The organism is Kitasatospora sp. DSM 101779 (assembly GCF_025655475.1).
Classification (GTDB): Bacteria; Actinomycetota; Actinomycetes; order Streptomycetales; family Streptomycetaceae; genus Kitasatospora.
Genome location: NZ_JAHTIK010000001.1, coordinates 4,617,703 through 4,634,299 on the forward strand (window position 1 = coordinate 4,617,703; position 16,597 = coordinate 4,634,299).

The window sequence follows — 16,597 nt, forward strand, 5'->3', positions numbered from 1 at the left end:
GTCATGGCATTCCGTACCAAGGACGAGGCGCTGACCCTGCTGCGCACCGCGCTCGACGAGGCCGGGGTGGGGTGGGAGCCGGCCGTGACCGACCCGTACACGCTGGTCGCCACGCTGCCCGGTACCCGCAAGCTGTCCACCACCTGCGCGCTGCGGGTGGGGGACCACACCCTGTCGGTCAACGCGTTCGTGATCCGCCGGCCGGACGAGAACCACGAGGCCGTCTACCGCTGGCTGCTGGAGCGCAACACCAGGCTGTACGGCGTCGCGTACGCCGTCGACAAGCTCGGCGACGTCTACCTCGCCGGGCGGCTGCCGCTGGAGGCGCTCACCCCGGACGCCGTCGACCGGCTGCTCGGCACCGTCCTGGAGAACGCCGACGAGCCCTTCAACACCCTGCTGGAGCTGGGCTTCGCCACCGCGATCCGCCGCGAGTGGGAGTGGCGCACCAAGCGCGGCGAGTCCACCCGCAACCTCGCGGCCTTCACCCACCTGACCGGCCCGACCGCGGACGGGACCGCAGTGGACGCCTCCGCGGCGGACGCCCCCGGGCCGGTCGCCGCCGACTGAGCCGGACCGACCGGACCGGCGTGACCGGTGGACCGGTGCTCAGCTGTTCGCCGCGGTGGCCGTCGGCCCGGCGGGGACGGTGCCGGCGGCCGTGGCCGATGCCGCGTCCTGTGCGGTGGTCGGTGCCGCGTCCGGCACGGGCCGCCGGCCGAGCAGCAGGAACGCCCCCGCCGCGACCGTGCCGAAGACGGCGCAGGCGCCCCAGACGGCCCGGCCGCCGGCGTGCTCCAGCAGGTAGCCGCCGGCCGCCGGGCCGATGAACGAGGCCAGCGACCAGGAGAGCGAGTAGACGCCCTGGTAGCGGCCCCGGGCCCGGGCCGGGGACAGTTCGGCGACCAGGCCCATCATGGTCGGCGCGGCCATGATCTCGCCGATCGTCCAGACCGCCACGGTGACGGCGTAGAACCCGGCCGAGCCGCCGGCCAGCGCGGTCAGGCCGAAGCCCCAACCGGTCAGCAGGGCGCTGGCCACCAGCAGGCCCGTCCGGTTGCGGCCCTCCATCACCCGGGTGAGCGGCAGCTGCAGCAGCACGATCAGCACGCCGTTCAGGCCGATCACCAGGCCGTACTGAGCGGCCGAGATGCCCGCCAGGCCCATGTCGGCGGCCAGGGTGGTGCTGCCCTGCTGGGCGACCACTGCCAACAGCAGGTTCACCGCCACCAGCGCCATGAACCGTCCGTCCCGGAAGACCGCGCCCAGGCCGGTCCGGGGCTCCGCAGGGGCCGGGCAGGCGGTGTCCGCGGTCGCCGTGCCCAGCGGGCGCGAGCCGGCACGGGACTCGGGACGCGATTGCGGACGGGTCTCGGGGACGCGGACGAAGACCACCACCGCGCAGGCGAGCGTCGAGGCCGCGTCGATCAGGAACAGCGCGAGGTAGCCGTGCGCGGCGATCAGGCCGGCGACCGCCGCGGAGACGCCGAAGCCGATGTTGATCGCCCAGTAGTTCAGCGAGTACGCCCGCACCCGGTGCTCGGCCGGCACGACGTCCGCGATGATCGCCGAGACGGCCGGCCGGGAGGCGTTGCTCGCCAGGCCGACCAGGAAGGCCGTCACCGCGATCGCCACCCGGTCCTGGCAGAACCCCAGCACGGCGGTCGACGCCGCGGTGCCGAGCTGCGCGGCCAGCAGGGTCGGCCGCCGCCCCCAGCGGTCGGCGAGCACCCCGCCCCCGACGGCGGCGATCGCCGAACCCAGCCCGAAGAGCGAGGCGACCAGGCCCGCGTAGGCGGGCGAGAAGCCGCGGTCCCCGGTGAGGTAGAGGGCCAGGAAGGTCACCACGAAGCCGCCGAGGCGGTTCACCAGGGTCGACGTCCACAGCCACCAGAACTGGCGGGGCAGCCCGCCCACCGCCTCCGAGGCGGTGCTGCGCAGACGGACGGCGGCGGACATCGGCGGCTCCCGGGGCATGGCTGACCGGCACGCCCGGGTGGGCGGGGTGGACCGCCCGGACGCTCGGTAAGTGGCACAAGTGGTAGCCGCACATTACCTGGGATGAGACGGTCCGACCAGCGGATAACCGCCTCATCTAAACTGGCGCCCATGGCTGACACGACCTACCGACTCATCCTGCTCCGCCACGGCGAGAGCCAGTGGAACCAGAAGAACCTCTTCACCGGCTGGGTCGACGTCGACCTCAACGAGAAGGGCGAGAAGGAGGCCGCCCGCGGCGGCGAGCTCCTCCTCTCCGAGGGCCTCCTCCCCGACGTGGTGCACACCTCGCTGCTGCGCCGCGCCATCCGCACCTCCCAGATCGCGCTCGACAAGGCCGACCGGCACTGGATCCCGGTCAGCCGCAGCTGGCGCCTCAACGAGCGCCACTACGGCGCCCTGCAGGGCAAGGACAAGGCGCAGACCCTCGCGGAGTTCGGCGAGGAGCAGTTCCAGCTGTGGCGCCGCTCGTACGACACCCCGCCGCCGGCGCTGGCCGACGACAACGAGTACTCGCAGGCCGGCGACGCCCGCTACGCCGAGATCCCGAGCGAGCTGCGTCCGCGCACCGAGTGCCTCAAGGACGTCGTCGAGCGGATGCTGCCGTACTGGTACGACGCGATCGTCCCGGACCTCGCCGCCGGCCGCACCGTCCTGGTCACCGCCCACGGCAACAGCCTCCGCGCGCTGGTCAAGCACCTGGACGGCATCTCCGACGAGGCCATCGCCGGCCTGAACATCCCCACCGGCATCCCGCTCGTCTACGAGCTCGACGCCGACTTCAAGCCGCTCGCCCCCGGCGGCCGCTACCTCGACCCGGAGGCCGCCGCCGCCGCCATCGAGGCCGTGAAGAACCAGGGCAAGAAGTAACAGCCCCGCGCGACCGGCCCCCTGCCCGACGCCAATGGCGCCGGGCAGGGGGCCGATCCGTTTCCGGGCCGCCCCGCCGCCTTCCCGACGCTCCGTCAGATCGCCCGCGCTGCAGACTGGTTCAGACCATTGACGGGGCGGGCGACCGCTCCTAGCGTGGTGGTCCGCACCTGGCGCGGGCACGCCAAACCCCGCGCTGCCCGCGCCCGCCGGGCGTTCCCTGCACGCACACGCACACTCCATCCACCCCCACGGAGGGAGCACCATGCGCAAGCGTCACATCCTGGCGGCCGTGGCGGCCGCTGCGGCCGTCCCGCTGGCCACCGCGATCCCCGCCTACTCGCACGGCTGGATCACCACACCGCCGAGCCGGGCCGCCCTGTGCGCCGCCGGCACGGTCAAGAACTGCGGCGACATCCAGTGGGAGCCGCAGAGCGTCGAGGGGCCGAAAGGATTCCCGGCCCAGGGCCCGGCCGACGGCACCCTCTGCGCCGGCGGCAACAGCCGCTTTGCCCAGCTGGACGACCCGCGCGGCGGCGGCTGGCCGGCCACCAGGGTGAGCGCCGGCCAGCGGCTGACCTTCACCTGGAAGTTCACCGCCCGGCACGCCACCACGCAGTTCCGCTACTACCTCACCAAGCCGGGCTACAGCGCCGGCAGCAAGCTGACCCGCGCCAACCTGGACGCCACGCCCTTCCTGACCGTCCCCTACAACGGCGCGCAGCCGCCCACCACGCTGAGCCACACCGCGACCCTGCCCGCCGGCCGCACCGGTCACCAGGTGGTCCTGGCGATCTGGGACATCGCGGACACCGGCAACGCCTTCTACCAGTGCATGGACGTCACCTTCTGACACGTCCCGGCCGACCGCCGGGACACGGCGACGCCCCGGCCGGACGGCGCTTCCACGCCGCCCGGCCGGGGCCTCCGGCGTCAGTGGCCGCCGCAGCAGCCGCCGTCCGCACCGCCACACTGGCAGGGCGCACCGGACTGGCAGCCGCAGCCGCACCCCGGTCCGCAGCCGCAGCCCGCGGCGACGACCGGCAGCAGCTTCACGGAGGGAGGCGCGGCGGTTCCCGCCGCGGCCGTGGTCGGGTTCTGGTCAGCCTTCATCGCGGTCGGGTCCTCCTCATCGACGGCTGTCGACGGCAGTCGACGGCACACCACGGCACACCGCAGCACCCACGGGCATGCCCAGAACGAGTGAAAACCGGTCCCGGACGGGGCGTCAACGGGCGCGCGGAGGTAGGGCGCCCGCGTACGCGTGCGCCCCCGGCCTCCGCGCGCCCGCCCCGGGGCCGCGGATCACTCGGCCTGCAGGGCCGCCGTCTCCGCCGCGAACTCGTCCGCGTGCTCGCCGGTCACCAGGAAGACCACACGCTTGGCCACCGACACCGCGTGGTCGGCGAACCGCTCGTAGTAGCGGCCCACCAGGGTCACGTCGACCGCGGTCTCGATGCCGTGCTGCCAGCGGTCGTCCAGCAGGTGCGAGAAGAGCTCGCGGTGCAGGGCGTCGATCGCGTCGTCGTCCCGCTCCAGCTCCAGCGCCGCGTTGGCGTCCTTGGTGGAGATGACCAGACCGGCCTTGGCGACCAGACGCTGGGCGAGCTGCCCCATCTCCAGCACGATCGGGTGCAGGTCGTTCGGCACCGCCGACTCGGGGTAGCGCAGCCGGGCGACCTTGGCCACGTGCCGGGCCAGGTCGCCGCAGCGCTCCAGGTCGGCGCTCATGCGCAGGCTGGTGACCACGATGCGCAGGTCGGTCGCGACGGGCTGCTGCCGGGCCAGCAGGTCGATGGCCCGGTTCTCCAGCTCGTGGTGGAGGTCGTTCACCTTCTCGTCGGCGGCGATCACGCTCTCCGCCAGCGCCAGGTCGGCGTCGAGCAGCGCGGTGGTGGCCCGGCCCATGGCCGAGCCGACCAGCCGGGCGAGCTCGACCAGGCCGTCGCTGATCGAGTCGAGTTCCTCGTGGTACTGGTCGCGCATGCTCTCTCCTCCTGGCCGCCCGTCCCCCCGCAAGAAGGGTCGGCCGGTCCGTCAGTAGCTCTGTCGGTGGCGGTGCCGACCGGTCCGTCCGGAAGGACGGCCGCTGCTGGTGGCGCGAATGGTAGCCGCGTCACCGCCCGCACGGGCTTGCGTTGACCACACTGCGCCGTCCGGGCGACCGCGCACGACCCCCGCAGTGAACCGGTGGAGGACTGAAGGTGAATTCTCGGCAACGTGCGGCCGAGCCCTTGATCGCACCCTTGGGGAGCGCGCCCGACCTGCGCTTAGGCTGAGTGGCATGGACGTGAATGTGGCCACCGCCGCTGCCTGCGCCATAGCCGGGCTCGGCGTCGGTCTCACGGCCGCCATCGCCTTCCGCTGGAGCGAGCGCGAGCAGGCCCGCGGCACCTCTCCCCGGAGCGGCGCCGCCGGCAGGACCGGGGGCAGCGGGCTCCTGGCGTACGAACCCCCACTGCCGGCCGGCGTGGACACGGTGCTCTCCGTGCTGCGCTCCTGCGCGATCGTGCTCGGCGAGGGCGACGAGGTGGTGAAGGCCAGCTCCGCCGCCTACGCGATGGGTCTGGTCCGCGGCGGTGCAGTGGCCGTGGAGCAGATGCTCTCGCTGGCCCGGGCGACCCGCCGCGACGGCGAGATCCGCCAGGCCGAGCTGGAGGTGCCCCGGCCCGGGGGCGCCAGGGCGGCCGACCCGCTGGCGGTCTCCGTCCGGGTCGCCCCGCTGGGCTCCCGGCTGGTCCTCGTCCTGGTCGAGGACCTGACCGAGCGGCGCCGGATCGAGGCGATCCGCCGCGACTTCGTGGCCAACGTCTCGCACGAGCTCAAGACCCCGGTCGGCGCACTCTCGCTGCTCTCCGAGGCGGTCGCGGACGCCTCCGACGACCCGGAGGCCGTCCAGCGCTTCGCCGGCCGGATGCAGATCGAGGCGACCCGGCTGGCCAGCCTCGTGCAGGAGATCATCGACCTGTCCCGGGTCCAGGACGACCAGGTGCTGGTCGACCCCGAGCCGGTTCCGGTCGACGAGCTGATCGCCGAGGCGATCGACCGCTGCCGCCAGCCCGCCGCCGCCAAGCAGATCCTGATCGCCGCGGGCGGCACCGGCGGCCTCTACCTGCACGGCAACCGCGGCCAGCTCGCGGCCGCGCTCGGCAACCTGGTCGAGAACGCCGTCAACTACAGCCCGCCGCGGACCCGGGTGGCCATCGCCACCCGCCGCATCTCCAGCGCCGCCGTCCTCGGCGAGGCCGACGGCGAGCTGATCGAGATCTCGGTGACCGACCAGGGCATCGGCATCTCGGAGAAGGACCGCGAGCGGATCTTCGAACGCTTCTACCGGGTGGACCCGGCCCGCTCGCGGGCCACCGGCGGAACCGGCCTCGGCCTCTCCATCGTCAAGCACGTCGCGGCCTCCCACCGCGGCACGGTGGCGGTGTGGAGCGTCGAGGGCCAGGGATCCACCTTCACCCTGCGGCTCCCGGCCGGGCAGGTGCCCGCCGGCGACCGCGACACCGCCCCGCCGACCGAGGCGGGCGAGACCGACAACACAGCGCCAACCCCCCTTCCTGCCCCGGAGGCCCGATCGTGACCCGAGTACTGGTGGTCGAGGACGAGGAGTCGTTCAGCGACGCCCTCTCGTACATGCTCCGCAAGGAGGGATTCGAGGTGGCGGTCGCCGCCACCGGCCCCGACGCCCTGGAGCAGTTCGAGCGCAACGGCGCCGACCTGGTGCTGCTCGACCTGATGCTGCCGGGCCTGCCGGGCACCGAGGTCTGCCGTCAGCTGCGCGTCCGCTCCAACGTCCCGGTGATCATGGTCACCGCGAAGGACAGTGAGATCGACAAGGTCGTCGGTCTGGAAATAGGTGCGGACGACTACGTCACCAAGCCCTACTCCACCCGTGAGCTGGTGGCCCGCATCCGCGCGGTGCTCCGCCGCCGCGGCGAGGACGGCAACGGCAACGGCGACGGCGGCGGGCCGGGCGCGCTGGAGGCCGGTCCGGTCCGGATGGACGTGGACCGGCACGTGGTGACGGTGGACGGCGCCAAGGTCGACCTGCCGCTCAAGGAGTTCGACCTGCTGGAGATGCTGCTCCGCAACGCCGGCCGGGTGCTCACCCGGATGCAGCTCATCGACCGGGTCTGGGGTGCGGACTACGTCGGCGACACCAAGACCCTGGACGTCCACGTCAAGCGACTGCGCGCCAAGATCGAGCCGGACCCGGGCGCGCCGCGCTACCTGGTCACCGTCCGCGGCCTGGGCTACAAGTTCGAGCCGTAGGCCGGCCGGGAACGCCGACGGCCGAGGGCCCCGCTCCATGCGGGGCCCTCGGCCGTTGCGGCTGGTGCGCGCGGTTCGCCGCTGCTCGGTGTGCCGCGGGTCAGTGCGCCGAGGCGCTCGCCGTCGCGGTGGCCGAGCCGGTGGCGGTGGCGCCGGCGGTGGCCGAGCCCGACGCGGAGGCGGACGGCGAACCGGTGGCGGTGGCCGAGGGGCTCGCGGAGGCGGACGCGGAGGCCGACGGCTTGGCGGTCGCCTCCGGCGCCTTCGGGCCGAAGGAGGCGTACAGGCCGGTGGCCGGCACGACGCCGACCGGCAGGCCGACCTTGCCGGCGGTCTTGAAGGTGAAGTCGGTGTCGGCGTATCCGCCGAGCGGGAGCTTCGCCGAGGCCAGGTGGGCGGCGGGCTGGCCCTCGCCGCCGATCAGCACGGAGCCGCCGGCGGGGATGACGATCTCGGACACGTCCGCGCCCTTGCCGTCGGTGAAGGTGGCGGTACCGGCGCCCTCGACCGACACGGACTGCAGGACCTCGGGGGCCGAGCCGGTGTTGGCGATGTTGACGGTCAGGTTGACCGGGCCGGCCTCGTCCGAGGAGGCGCCCTTGGCGGTCACCAGCAGGACGTTGTTGAGGCGCAGGTTCTGGCCGACCGAGGTCGCCGCGTTGTCGGGCTTGATCTGCAGGGTCTCCGCCTGGTTGCCGGCCGCACAGGCGGACAGCGGTACGACAGCGGCGAGGACGAGGGCGGCGATCGCGCCGCGTCGAAGGCTCCGGCTCACGGCGGCGACTTCTCCTTGGATGTGGAACACGGATGTGGATCACCTGGCGGTGGTCAGCGATCAGACTACCGACCGCTTACGCCCGCCTCCCACGGGGTGGCCCCGTGTCGCGCCGGTCCGTCCGTGCGCACCCGCAGCAAGCCCCCGCGGCGATCCGGGACGTCCACGAACCGGCGCAGGTCGCACGGGGCCTGGCGGGACGGTCACCGGATAACGGTTCGGACACGGCGGCGGATCGGACGAAAACTCAAGATCCAATCATGGTTTCGGCGGTGTTGCCAGAGGTTTCGCCGAGCTGTCGCACCGCCTCCGACCTGCGGGAAGCCCCCGTCGAACACTGGTCGCAGCACGTCATGGGGGTGGTTGTCAAGCCCTGAGACCCGCCCTGACCTGCGAAAACGCCCTTCGGGTGCGCCGAGAAGCGTGTTATTCTGGAAAGCCACGGAAGGGGTCCTGTCACATGACGTTCAAGGTTGGCGACACGGTGGTCTACCCCCATCACGGGGCCGCGCTGATCGAGGCCATCGAAACTCGCCAGATCAAAGGTGTGGACAAGACCTACCTGGTGCTCAAGGTGCAGCAGGGAGACCTGACACTGCGTGTGCCCGCCGAGAACGCGGAGTTCGTCGGCGTGCGCGACGTGGTCGGTCAGGAAGGTCTCGACCGGGTCTTCGAGGTGCTGCGCGCGCCGTACACCGAGGAGCCCACCAACTGGTCGCGTCGCTACAAGGCGAATCTCGAGAAGCTCGCCTCGGGCGATGTCATCAAGGTCGCCGAGGTGGTTCGCGACCTGTGGCGCCGCGAGCGCGAGCGCGGCCTGTCGGCCGGCGAGAAGCGGATGCTCGCCAAGGCGCGCCAGATCCTGGTCAGCGAACTCGCGCTGGCCGAGAACACCAACGAGGACAAGGCGGAGACGCTGCTCGACGAGGTCCTCGCCTCCTAAGCGGCTTCGCAACGCCCAGCGCCCGATGCCGGTGCGCGATCCGGTCACACGGCTGACCGGGTCGGTCTCCGGCACCTCGGGCGCTTCGGCGTGCCCGCAGCCGGTGCATCCGGGCCTGCACACCCGCCGTACGACGTGGCCGGCCGTGCTGCGCGCCGGACGTGCGTACGCCCCGTACGGGCCGGTCCACCAGGGCCGCACGCCGGCCCTGCGCGCGGGGGTGTCGGACTCGTCGGAGCGGTTTGACTAACGTGCAGTCGGAAGGGGTCCGTCGCGTACGCCGTGCGGCGCACGCCATGGCCATACCCACTTCGCCGAAGGAGCGAAACCTGAACGCGTCAGCAGCAGTTGCAGCGGCGGTGGTGCCCGCCGCCGGGCGCGGGGAGCGATTGGGGCCCGGCGCCCCGAAGGCGCTCCGCGAACTCGGCGGGGTGCCCCTGCTGGTCCACGCCCTCCGGGCCCTCGCCCGCAGCCGGGCGATCGGCCTGGTCGTGGTCGCCGCCCCGCCGGACGGGGTCGCCGAGGTGGTCGCCCTGCTCGACAGCCACGGCCTCGACGGCAAGGACGTCCGGGTGGTCGCCGGCGGCGCGACCCGGCAGGAGTCCGTCCGGCTCGGCCTCGCGGCCATCCCCGAGGACGTCGAGGCGGTGCTGGTGCACGACGCGGCCCGCCCCCTCGTCCCGGTCGAGGTGGTGGACGCGGTCGCCGCCGCCGTCCGCGCCGGCGCCGACGCCGTGGTGCCCGCCGTGCCGCTCGCCGACACGGTCAAGCGGGTCGAGCCGCAGGAGCCCGGCGTGCCCGAGCCGGTGCTGGAGACCCCGGACCGGGCCGCGCTGCGCGCCGTGCAGACCCCGCAGGGCTTCCGCCGCTCGGTGCTGCACGACGTGCACGAGAAGGCGGTCGCCGAGGAGTCGGCCGGCGGCCTCCCGCCGGTGACCGACGACGCCGGGCTGGTCGAGCGCTTCGGCGGCCGGGTCGTCGTGGTGCCCGGCCACGAGGAGGCGTTCAAGGTCACCCGTCCGCTGGACCTCGTGCTCGCCGAGGCCGTACTCGCCCGCAGGAGGGCCTCCGATGGCTTCTGATCCCGCCGCCGGCCCCGCCGCTCCCGTCATGCCGCTGGTCGGCATCGGCACCGACGTGCACGCCTTCGAGGCCGGCCGCCCGCTGCGGGTCGCCGGGCTCGACTGGCCCGACGCCGGCGACGGCCTGGCCGGTCACTCGGACGCCGACGTCGCCGCGCACGCCGCCTGCGACGCGCTGTTCTCCGCCGCCGGCCTCGGCGATCTCGGCGCGCACTTCGGCACCGACCGCCCGGAGTGGTCCGGCGCCGCCGGCACCGCCCTGCTCGCGGAGGCCGCCCGGATCGTCCGCGCCGCCGGTTTCGAGATCGGCAACGTGGCGATCCAGGTGATCGGCGTCCGCCCGAAGATCGGCAAGCGCCGCGCCGAGGCGCAGGCCGCGCTCTCGGCCGCGGTCGGCGCCCCCGTCGCGGTCTCCGGCACCACCACCGACGGCCTCGGCCTGACCGGACGCGCCGAGGGCCTGGCCGCGATCGCCACCGCGCTGGTGTACCGCACCTCCTGACACCCCGCCGGCCCGGCCGGCCCGCCGAGGTGACGGCCCGTCGTCCGCGGCGGCCCGGCCGGGCCGGGGCGGACGGGCCGGCGGGCCGGTGCGACAACGGGCGTCCCGCCCCGGGAAAGGTGGCGGGGCACCCCCGTGTGCCCACTACGCTTGACGCTGTGACCCTTCGCCTGTACGACACCAACACCCGCCAGGTACGCGACTTCGTCCCGCTTGTACCGGGCTGCGTCTCGATCTACCTGTGCGGTGCCACCGTGCAGGCCCCGCCCCACATCGGGCACATCCGGTCCGGCCTCAACTTCGACGTGATGCGCCGATGGCTGGCCTACCGTGGCTACGACGTCACCTTCGTCCGCAACGTCACCGACATCGACGACAAGGTGATCGCCAAGAGCCGCGAGTTCGGCATCCCCTGGTGGCAGATCGCCTACGCCAACGAGCGGGCCTTCAACGACGGCTACACGGCCCTCGGCTGCCTGCCGCCCACCGCCGAGCCGCGGGCCACCGGCCACGTGCCCGAGATGATCGAGATGATGCGCGGCCTCATCGAGCGCGGCCACGCCTACGCCTCCGAGGGCAACGTCTACTTCGACGTGAAGTCCTACCCGGACTACCTGGAGCTCTCCAACCAGCAGCTGGAGAACCTCCTGCAGCCGGAGAGCGAGGGCGAGACCGGCAAGCGCGACGCGCGCGACTTCGCCATGTGGAAGCGCGCCAAGGAGGGCGAGCCCAGCTGGGAGACCCCCTGGGGCCGCGGCCGCCCCGGCTGGCACCTGGAGTGCTCGGCCATGGCGCACAAGTACCTCGGCCGGGCCTTCGACATCCACGGCGGCGGGATCGACCTGATCTTCCCGCACCACGAGAACGAGATCGCGCAGTCCAAGGCCTACGGCGACGACTTCGCGGCGTTCTGGGTGCACAACGCCTGGGTCACCCTGAGCGGCGAGAAGATGAGCAAGTCGCTCGGCAACTCGGTGCTGGTCTCCGACATGGTGCAGCGCTGGCGCCCGATCGTGCTCCGCTACTACCTGGCCTCCCCGCACTACCGCTCGATGATCGAGTACAGCGAGGAGTCGCTGCGCGAGGCCGAGACCGGCTTCGCCCGCATCGAGGGCTTCATCGAGCGGGCCGTCGAGCGCTGCGGCGCCGTCGACGCCGCACCCGAGGTGCCGCTCGCCTTCGCCGAGGCGATGGACGACGACCTCGGCGTGCCGCAGGCCCTGGCCGTGCTGCACACCGCCGTCCGCCAGGGCAACAGCGCGCTGACCGCGGACGACAAGGACAGCGCGGTGGCGCGACTCGCCGAGGTCCGTGCGATGCTCGGAGTGCTGGGCCTCGACCCGCTCGACGACTTCTGGGCCGGCGGCGGCCGCGGCGACGACCTGCACGGCGTGGTCGACTCGCTCGTCCGCCTCGTCCTGGACCAGCGCCAGGCGGCCCGGGACCGCAAGGACTACGCCACCGCGGACGCCATCCGCGACCAGCTCGGCCTGGCCGGGCTGGCGATCGAGGACACCCCGTCCGGCCCCCGCTGGACGGTCGACCAGTAGGCCCCGCCCGCGGGCGGGACCGGCGAACCAGTAGCCCCGGCCACGGGGCGAGCGTGGGCCGCAGCCGGTGCACCACCGGCTACGGCCCATCCTCATGACGAACCTCAAGACGTAGAAGAGACAGGAAGTACAGCCATGGCCGGCAACAGCCAGCGCAGGAACCGCCGCAACCCCGGGTCGAAGAAGGGCGCGAGTGTCGGTACCGGCGGCCACAGCCGGAAGGCACTGCAGGGCAAGGGCCCGACCCCGCCCGGCGAGGCGCGCAAGGGACACCCCAAGCAGCGTGCCGCCAACGCCGCGCTCAAGCGCGAGCGGGACGCCAAGTCCCGGGCCGGCATGCGCAGGGCCGGAGGGGCCGGCCGGGGCGGGCGCGGCGGCGCCGGTGCCGCCGAGCTGGTGGTGGGCCGCAACTCGGTGGTCGAGGCCCTGCAGGGCGGCGTGCCGGCCAGCGCGCTGTACGTGATGCAGTTCATCGACACCGACGACCGGGTCCGCGACGCGTTCCAGGCAGCCAACGAGCGCGGCATCCCGCTCATGGAGGCCCCGCGCGCCCAGCTCGACCAGATGACCGGCGGCCTCAACCACCAGGGCCTGGTGCTGCAGGTCCCGCCGTACGAGTACGCGCACCCGGACGACCTGGTCGCCGAGGCCGCCGACGTCGGCGAGGACGCGCTGATCATGGCGCTCGACGGGGTCACCGACTCGCGCAACCTCGGCGCCGTCGTCCGCTCCGCCGCCGCCTTCGGCGCGCACGGCGTGGTCATCCCCGAGCGCCGCGCCGCCGGCATGACCGCCGGCGCCTGGAAGACCTCCTCCGGTGCCGCCGCCCGGCTGCCCGTCGCCCGCGCGACCAACCTGACCCGCGCCCTGGAGGCCTACCAGAAGGCCGGCCTGATGGTGGTCGGCCTGGCCGCCGACGGCGAGGCCGAGATCGGCGAGCTGGACGCGCTCACCGGCCCGGTGGTCATCGTGGCCGGCTCCGAGGGCAAGGGCCTCTCGCGGCTGGTCTCCGAGACCTGCGACATCCGGGTCCGCATCCCGATGCCCGGCGAGACGGAGTCGCTGAACGCCGGTGTCGCCGCCGGCATCGTGCTGTACGAGGCTGCCCGGCTGCGCGCCCGCCGCTGACCGGCAGCACGGCCCAGGTCCGCTCGTCCGGAACGGACAGCTTCGTGGGAGGAACCGATCGGGTCCGGCCGGGCCCGATCGGTTTTCTCATGATCACTTCAAATCCACGCCGGGAATCCACCCGGGAGAGTGTCCTCCGGGCCCGTCACCCGGTTAGAGGGGTGTGGACACCAGAACACCTCGGCGCCCGGGACAGGGCGGCACGGCGGGGATAGACCCCGGTCCGGGCCTCAGCACGGTCAGGGTGCCGTCCGATCCCGCGAAGCTCAGCAGCACCCAGGCCAGCTTCCGCATCCGGCTCGCCGCCCCGGTGGCCCCCATGATCGACGCGCCGGTCGGCGCGGCCTTCGGGGACCCGTACGGCGTCCAGGCGGGCGCGTCCGGCTTCGGTGCCCGTCCCCTGGTCACGCCGCAGGTCGTGGTGCCGAGCGCGCAGATCCCCGCCCTCGCGGGGGCCGGCGCCGCGCCCCGGCGCAAGGGCAGGGTCACCACCGTCACCTGGACCGGCCAGGCGGCACCCGGCGACATGGCGGCCACCCGGCTGCTGGAGGCCGTCCGGCTCACCACCGTCCCCGCCCCGGCGGGCGCCCCCGGCTCGGGCCCGATCGGCCCCGGCTCCGCGAGCGCGGGCGGGTACGGCACCGCGGCCCCCGGCGACGAGATCCAGCCGCTGCACGCCGTGCCGCGCCAGGCCGGCCCGCCCCCGCTGCCGTACGAGCCGGTCACCCGGGGCTGGACACCCAGCGGCGAGCTGCCAGAGGTCTCCGCCACCGCGGGCCCGGCCGACGCCCGGCACGCCCGGTACCCGGGCCGCCGGGTCGACCTCGGCCTGGTGCTGCTGCCGCTGCGCGTCGTGCTCGGCTCACTCTCCGTCTACGCCGGCTTCAGCAAGCTCTGCGACCCGGTGTACTTCGACGGCGGTGAGCGCGGCTCGATGATGCGCTGGCTCTCCTCGCTGCACCCCTGGAAGGTCGCCGAGCCGCTGCTCGCGTTCGCCATGAACCACCCGGTCGGTGCCGGACTGGGCGTGGCGTTCACCGAGATCGTGGTGGGCGTCCTCACCGTCCTGGGCCTCTGGCAGCGGGTGGCGGCCGGCGCGGCGATGGCGCTCTCCGCGGCGCTGCTCTTCACCGTCAGCTGGCGGTCGGTGCCGGTGTACGACGCCCCCGACCTGATCTTCCTGGCGGCGTGGAGCCCCCTGCTGATCGCCGGGGCGCCGTTCGGCTCGCTGGACGGACGGATCGCCCTCGACGCCTGGCGGCAGTACGGCCCCGAGGCGCCGCAGGCGGTCCGCCGGCGGGTGCTGCGGCGCAGCTCCGTCGTGGCCGCGGTGGTCGTCGGGCTGACCCTGCTGGTCGGTTCGATGCTCGGTGCGGCCGTCCGCACCGGCGGCGGCACCGGCCCGGCGCCGGTCAAGCCGCCGACCGACTTCGGCTCCCCGCTCTGGCCGGGCAACGGTACGGGCAGCTCGCAGTCCCCGACGCCGAGCCCCTCCCCGTCGCCCAGCCGGTCGACCTCCCCGTCCCCGTCCGGCAAGTCCTCACCGTCCTCCTCCTCGACCAAGGGCGGCAAGGCCAGGTCGACCAAGTCGGGAAGCACCGCCGGCAGCAGCGGCGGGCCGGGGCGGTCCACCAGCACCCGCGGCACCTCCTCGGGCGGCACGGGCTCCGGCGGGTCCACCCCGCGGCCGGGCAGCAGCGCCGGCCTGATCGGCGGTGTGCTCGGCAGCGCGCCGCTGGGCGGCCTCACCTCGCTCGGCATGGACCGGCCCACCGGGCCGCCGGCCACGGCCTGAGGCGCGGTCGGCGCGCAGCGGAACGGCGGAGGGCCTCCCACCCCTGGGTGGGAGGCCCTCCGCCGTTCAGCTGCGTCAGGGGCCCGCCATGGGCCGGGTCGTCGTCGGCGTGGCGGTCGGTAGGACGGTCCTCGGCGATGCGGCCGGCTGCGGCGGAATGGTCAGTCGTCGGCGGGGCGGCCGGCCGCGGCGAGCTCCTTGGCGGCCTCCGTGAGGTCCTTGACGGTGTCGATCGCCCGCCAGTAGCAGCCCTGCGGCAGTTGATAGCCCGCCAGCTGCTTGGCCCGCGCCAGCTGAGGGAAGGTCGTCCGCTCGTGGTCGCCCACGTCGGGCAGCAGCGCCCGGAACGACGGCCCGAAGACGTACAGGCCGGCGTTGATGAGGAAGGGCGAGGGCGGCGCCTCGACGAAGTCCAGCACATTGCCGAACCGGTCGGTCTCCACGGCGCCCCACGGGATCCGCGGCCGCGCCAGCGCCAGGGTGGCCACCGCCGCCCGCTCGTGGTGGAAGGCGGCCATCTCGCGCAGGCTGAACTGCGTCCAGATGTCGCCGTTGGTGGCGAACCAGGGCTCGTCCGGCCGCGGCAGCGCCGCCGAGGCGTACTTGAGGCCGCCGCCGCGGCCCAGCGGCTCGTGCTCGACGACCGTGCTGACCCGCAGCGGCAGGTCGGTGCTGTCCAGCCACCCCTGCAGCACCTCGGCGAGGTGGCCGCAGGAGATCACCACGTCGGTGACGCCCTCGGAGGCGAGCCAGGACAGCTGGTGGCCGACGATCGGGATGCCCGTGCCGGGGATCTCCACCAGCGGCTTCGGACGGTCGTCGGTGTAGGGGCGGAGCCGGGAGCCCTGCCCACCGGCCAGGATCACCGCCTGGGTGACGGCGGGTGCAGCGGCCAGGGTGACGGGGTCGGCGGCGGCCGCGAGCTCCGCGGCCCTGTCGGCGGGCGTCTGGTCAGCGGTCATAGCCAGAACAATAGGGTCCGGACGGATCGGACCTCACGGGTTCGGCGCCACTGGAGCCCTCCGTGCCGCGCCGGCGCCCTGCTGCTGTGCGCGATGCCCGAGTGCACCCGGCAGCCGACAGCGCCGCAGCCGTCGGTGCAGGACGATGCAGCGCTGTCGGTGGTCGGAACTGATCGGGCGGTGCCTGGTGGGCAGCGCCTTTGGAGCGGGGCCGTCGATCGGGCGGCGTCGGCCGAGCGGCCGTCAGGCGGTGACGCCGGCGGCGAAGGAGCCGTCGCAGACCGGCCGGGCGAAGGAGCGGGCCCGCTGCACGTCGCCCTGGTACTTGCGGACCGCGGCGCGGCCGAGCTCCGAGGCGAGCTCGGTGCAGTACGGGGTCAGCGAGGGCTTCTCGCGCATGGTGCGCTCCAGCAGGTCCAGCGCGGTGCCCGGGTTGTGCGCGTCGAGCTCGTTGAGCAGGTCCGTGCGGAGGGCGTCCCGCGGGCTCTCGGCGGCGCCGGCGGAGGTGCGGCCGATGCTGCCGTCGCTGCTGGACGCCGCGACCACCTGCTGGTCGAGGCCCGTCGGAGGAGCCCACGGAACCCGGGTCACGGCGAGAGTGCCGGTGGTCACCAGGATCACCGGCAGGGTGAGGGCCACGGTCTGGCCGATACGGCGTAGGAGCTGCTTCACGACACAGGAGCGTAGCGGGGTGTGGTGGAAAGGTCGCGTTCC

Annotated in this window: 16 protein-coding genes; 11 read left to right on the forward strand and 5 right to left on the reverse strand. The window is 73.9% G+C overall.

Annotation, left to right across the window (positions count from 1 at the left end):
- Positions 1–3: 3 nt before the first annotated feature.
- The gene (locus tag KSNIM_RS21055; RefSeq protein WP_263104746.1) at positions 4–570 is read left to right on the forward strand and encodes a YbjN domain-containing protein; all 567 of its coding nucleotides are present in this window, start codon (positions 4–6) and stop codon (positions 568–570) included.
- A 39-nt stretch (positions 571–609) separates the two neighbouring features.
- Here the strand turns inward: KSNIM_RS21055 and KSNIM_RS21060 are convergent, their stop codons facing one another.
- A complete protein-coding gene (locus KSNIM_RS21060) occupies positions 610–1,959 on the reverse strand; it encodes an MDR family MFS transporter (protein ID WP_263104747.1) in 1,350 nt (449 codons plus the stop codon).
- Between the two features lie 150 nt (positions 1,960–2,109).
- On the opposite strand from KSNIM_RS21060, the gene KSNIM_RS21065 reads away from it, so the two are divergent.
- Positions 2,110–2,868: a phosphoglyceromutase gene (locus KSNIM_RS21065; RefSeq protein ID WP_263104748.1), complete on the forward strand. Its 759-nt coding sequence runs from the start codon at positions 2,110–2,112 to the stop codon at positions 2,866–2,868.
- A gap of 265 nt (positions 2,869–3,133) precedes the next feature.
- Positions 3,134–3,721 carry a lytic polysaccharide monooxygenase gene (locus tag KSNIM_RS21070; protein WP_263104749.1) on the forward strand — a complete coding sequence of 196 codons (588 nt, stop codon included), beginning with the start codon at positions 3,134–3,136 and terminating at the stop codon, positions 3,719–3,721.
- Between the two features lie 452 nt (positions 3,722–4,173).
- Here KSNIM_RS21070 and phoU read toward each other — a convergent pair whose 3' ends face one another.
- Complete coding sequence (phoU, locus tag KSNIM_RS21075) at positions 4,174–4,854, reverse strand: phosphate signaling complex protein PhoU (RefSeq protein ID WP_263104750.1); 681 nt, start codon at positions 4,852–4,854, stop codon at positions 4,174–4,176.
- Between the two features lie 298 nt (positions 4,855–5,152).
- Here phoU and KSNIM_RS21080 point away from each other — a divergent pair, with 298 nt between their 5' ends.
- Positions 5,153–6,454, forward strand: coding sequence for a sensor histidine kinase (locus KSNIM_RS21080; protein WP_263104751.1), 1,302 nt, complete (start codon positions 5,153–5,155; stop codon positions 6,452–6,454).
- Entirely contained in the window at positions 6,451–7,146 is a 696-nt protein-coding gene (locus KSNIM_RS21085) for a response regulator transcription factor (protein WP_263104752.1), read from the forward strand. Before KSNIM_RS21080 ends, KSNIM_RS21085 begins: the two co-directional genes overlap by 4 nt.
- A 100-nt stretch (positions 7,147–7,246) precedes the next feature.
- Here the strand turns inward: KSNIM_RS21085 and KSNIM_RS21090 are convergent, their stop codons facing one another.
- Complete coding sequence (locus KSNIM_RS21090; protein WP_263104753.1) at positions 7,247–7,921, reverse strand: DUF461 domain-containing protein; 675 nt, start codon at positions 7,919–7,921, stop codon at positions 7,247–7,249.
- 460 nt (positions 7,922–8,381) lie between these two features.
- On the opposite strand from KSNIM_RS21090, the gene KSNIM_RS21095 reads away from it, so the two are divergent.
- The 6 genes from KSNIM_RS21095 to KSNIM_RS21120 all read left to right on the forward strand — a co-directional run bounded on the left by KSNIM_RS21095 (position 8,382) and on the right by KSNIM_RS21120 (position 14,921).
- Positions 8,382–8,864, forward strand: a complete 483-nt coding sequence (locus KSNIM_RS21095) for a CarD family transcriptional regulator (protein WP_014136563.1) — start codon at positions 8,382–8,384, stop codon at positions 8,862–8,864.
- A gap of 296 nt (positions 8,865–9,160) precedes the next feature.
- On the forward strand, positions 9,161–9,946 hold the full coding sequence (ispD, locus tag KSNIM_RS21100) for a 2-C-methyl-D-erythritol 4-phosphate cytidylyltransferase (RefSeq protein ID WP_263104754.1): 786 nt from the start codon (positions 9,161–9,163) through the stop codon (positions 9,944–9,946).
- Positions 9,936–10,448: a 2-C-methyl-D-erythritol 2,4-cyclodiphosphate synthase gene (ispF, locus tag KSNIM_RS21105; protein WP_263104755.1), complete on the forward strand. Its 513-nt coding sequence runs from the start codon at positions 9,936–9,938 to the stop codon at positions 10,446–10,448. Before ispD ends, ispF begins: the two co-directional genes overlap by 11 nt.
- A 158-nt stretch (positions 10,449–10,606) precedes the next feature.
- The gene (gene cysS / locus KSNIM_RS21110) at positions 10,607–11,998 is read left to right on the forward strand and encodes a cysteine--tRNA ligase (protein WP_263104756.1); all 1,392 of its coding nucleotides are present in this window, start codon (positions 10,607–10,609) and stop codon (positions 11,996–11,998) included.
- Between the two features lie 135 nt (positions 11,999–12,133).
- Positions 12,134–13,126 (forward strand): 23S rRNA (guanosine(2251)-2'-O)-methyltransferase RlmB, encoded by a 993-nt coding sequence (rlmB, locus tag KSNIM_RS21115; protein WP_263104757.1) that lies wholly within the window; start codon positions 12,134–12,136, stop codon positions 13,124–13,126.
- Positions 13,127–13,370: 244 nt separating this feature from the next.
- A complete protein-coding gene (locus KSNIM_RS21120; RefSeq protein WP_263104758.1) occupies positions 13,371–14,921 on the forward strand; it encodes a DoxX family membrane protein in 1,551 nt (516 codons plus the stop codon).
- Between the two features lie 161 nt (positions 14,922–15,082).
- Here the strand turns inward: KSNIM_RS21120 and KSNIM_RS21125 are convergent, their stop codons facing one another.
- Together KSNIM_RS21125 and KSNIM_RS21130 are read right to left on the reverse strand one after the other, a co-directional pair.
- Positions 15,083–15,883 carry an NDP-sugar synthase gene (locus KSNIM_RS21125; protein ID WP_411543749.1) on the reverse strand — a complete coding sequence of 267 codons (801 nt, stop codon included), beginning with the start codon at positions 15,881–15,883 and terminating at the stop codon, positions 15,083–15,085.
- Between the two features lie 243 nt (positions 15,884–16,126).
- Positions 16,127–16,555 (reverse strand): hypothetical protein, encoded by a 429-nt coding sequence (locus KSNIM_RS21130; protein WP_263104759.1) that lies wholly within the window; start codon positions 16,553–16,555, stop codon positions 16,127–16,129.
- Positions 16,556–16,597 lie beyond the last annotated feature (42 nt).

Excerpts from the sequence above, each read along its gene's own strand:
- KSNIM_RS21055 (WP_263104746.1), top strand. The coding sequence starts at position 4 with ATGGCATTCCGTACCAAGGACGAGGCGCTGACCCTGCTGCGCACCGCG.
- KSNIM_RS21060 (WP_263104747.1), bottom strand. The coding sequence starts at position 1,959 with ATGTCCGCCGCCGTCCGTCTGCGCAGCACCGCCTCGGAGGCGGTGGGC.
- KSNIM_RS21065 (WP_263104748.1), top strand. The coding sequence starts at position 2,110 with ATGGCTGACACGACCTACCGACTCATCCTGCTCCGCCACGGCGAGAGC.
- KSNIM_RS21070 (WP_263104749.1), top strand. The coding sequence starts at position 3,134 with ATGCGCAAGCGTCACATCCTGGCGGCCGTGGCGGCCGCTGCGGCCGTC.
- phoU (WP_263104750.1), bottom strand. The coding sequence starts at position 4,854 with ATGCGCGACCAGTACCACGAGGAACTCGACTCGATCAGCGACGGCCTG.
- KSNIM_RS21080 (WP_263104751.1), top strand. The coding sequence starts at position 5,153 with ATGGACGTGAATGTGGCCACCGCCGCTGCCTGCGCCATAGCCGGGCTC.
- KSNIM_RS21095 (WP_014136563.1), top strand. The coding sequence starts at position 8,382 with ATGACGTTCAAGGTTGGCGACACGGTGGTCTACCCCCATCACGGGGCC.
- ispD (WP_263104754.1), top strand. The coding sequence starts at position 9,161 with ATGGCCATACCCACTTCGCCGAAGGAGCGAAACCTGAACGCGTCAGCA.
- ispF (WP_263104755.1), top strand. The coding sequence starts at position 9,936 with ATGGCTTCTGATCCCGCCGCCGGCCCCGCCGCTCCCGTCATGCCGCTG.
- rlmB (WP_263104757.1), top strand. The coding sequence starts at position 12,134 with ATGGCCGGCAACAGCCAGCGCAGGAACCGCCGCAACCCCGGGTCGAAG.
- KSNIM_RS21125 (WP_411543749.1), bottom strand. The coding sequence starts at position 15,883 with ATGACCGCTGACCAGACGCCCGCCGACAGGGCCGCGGAGCTCGCGGCC.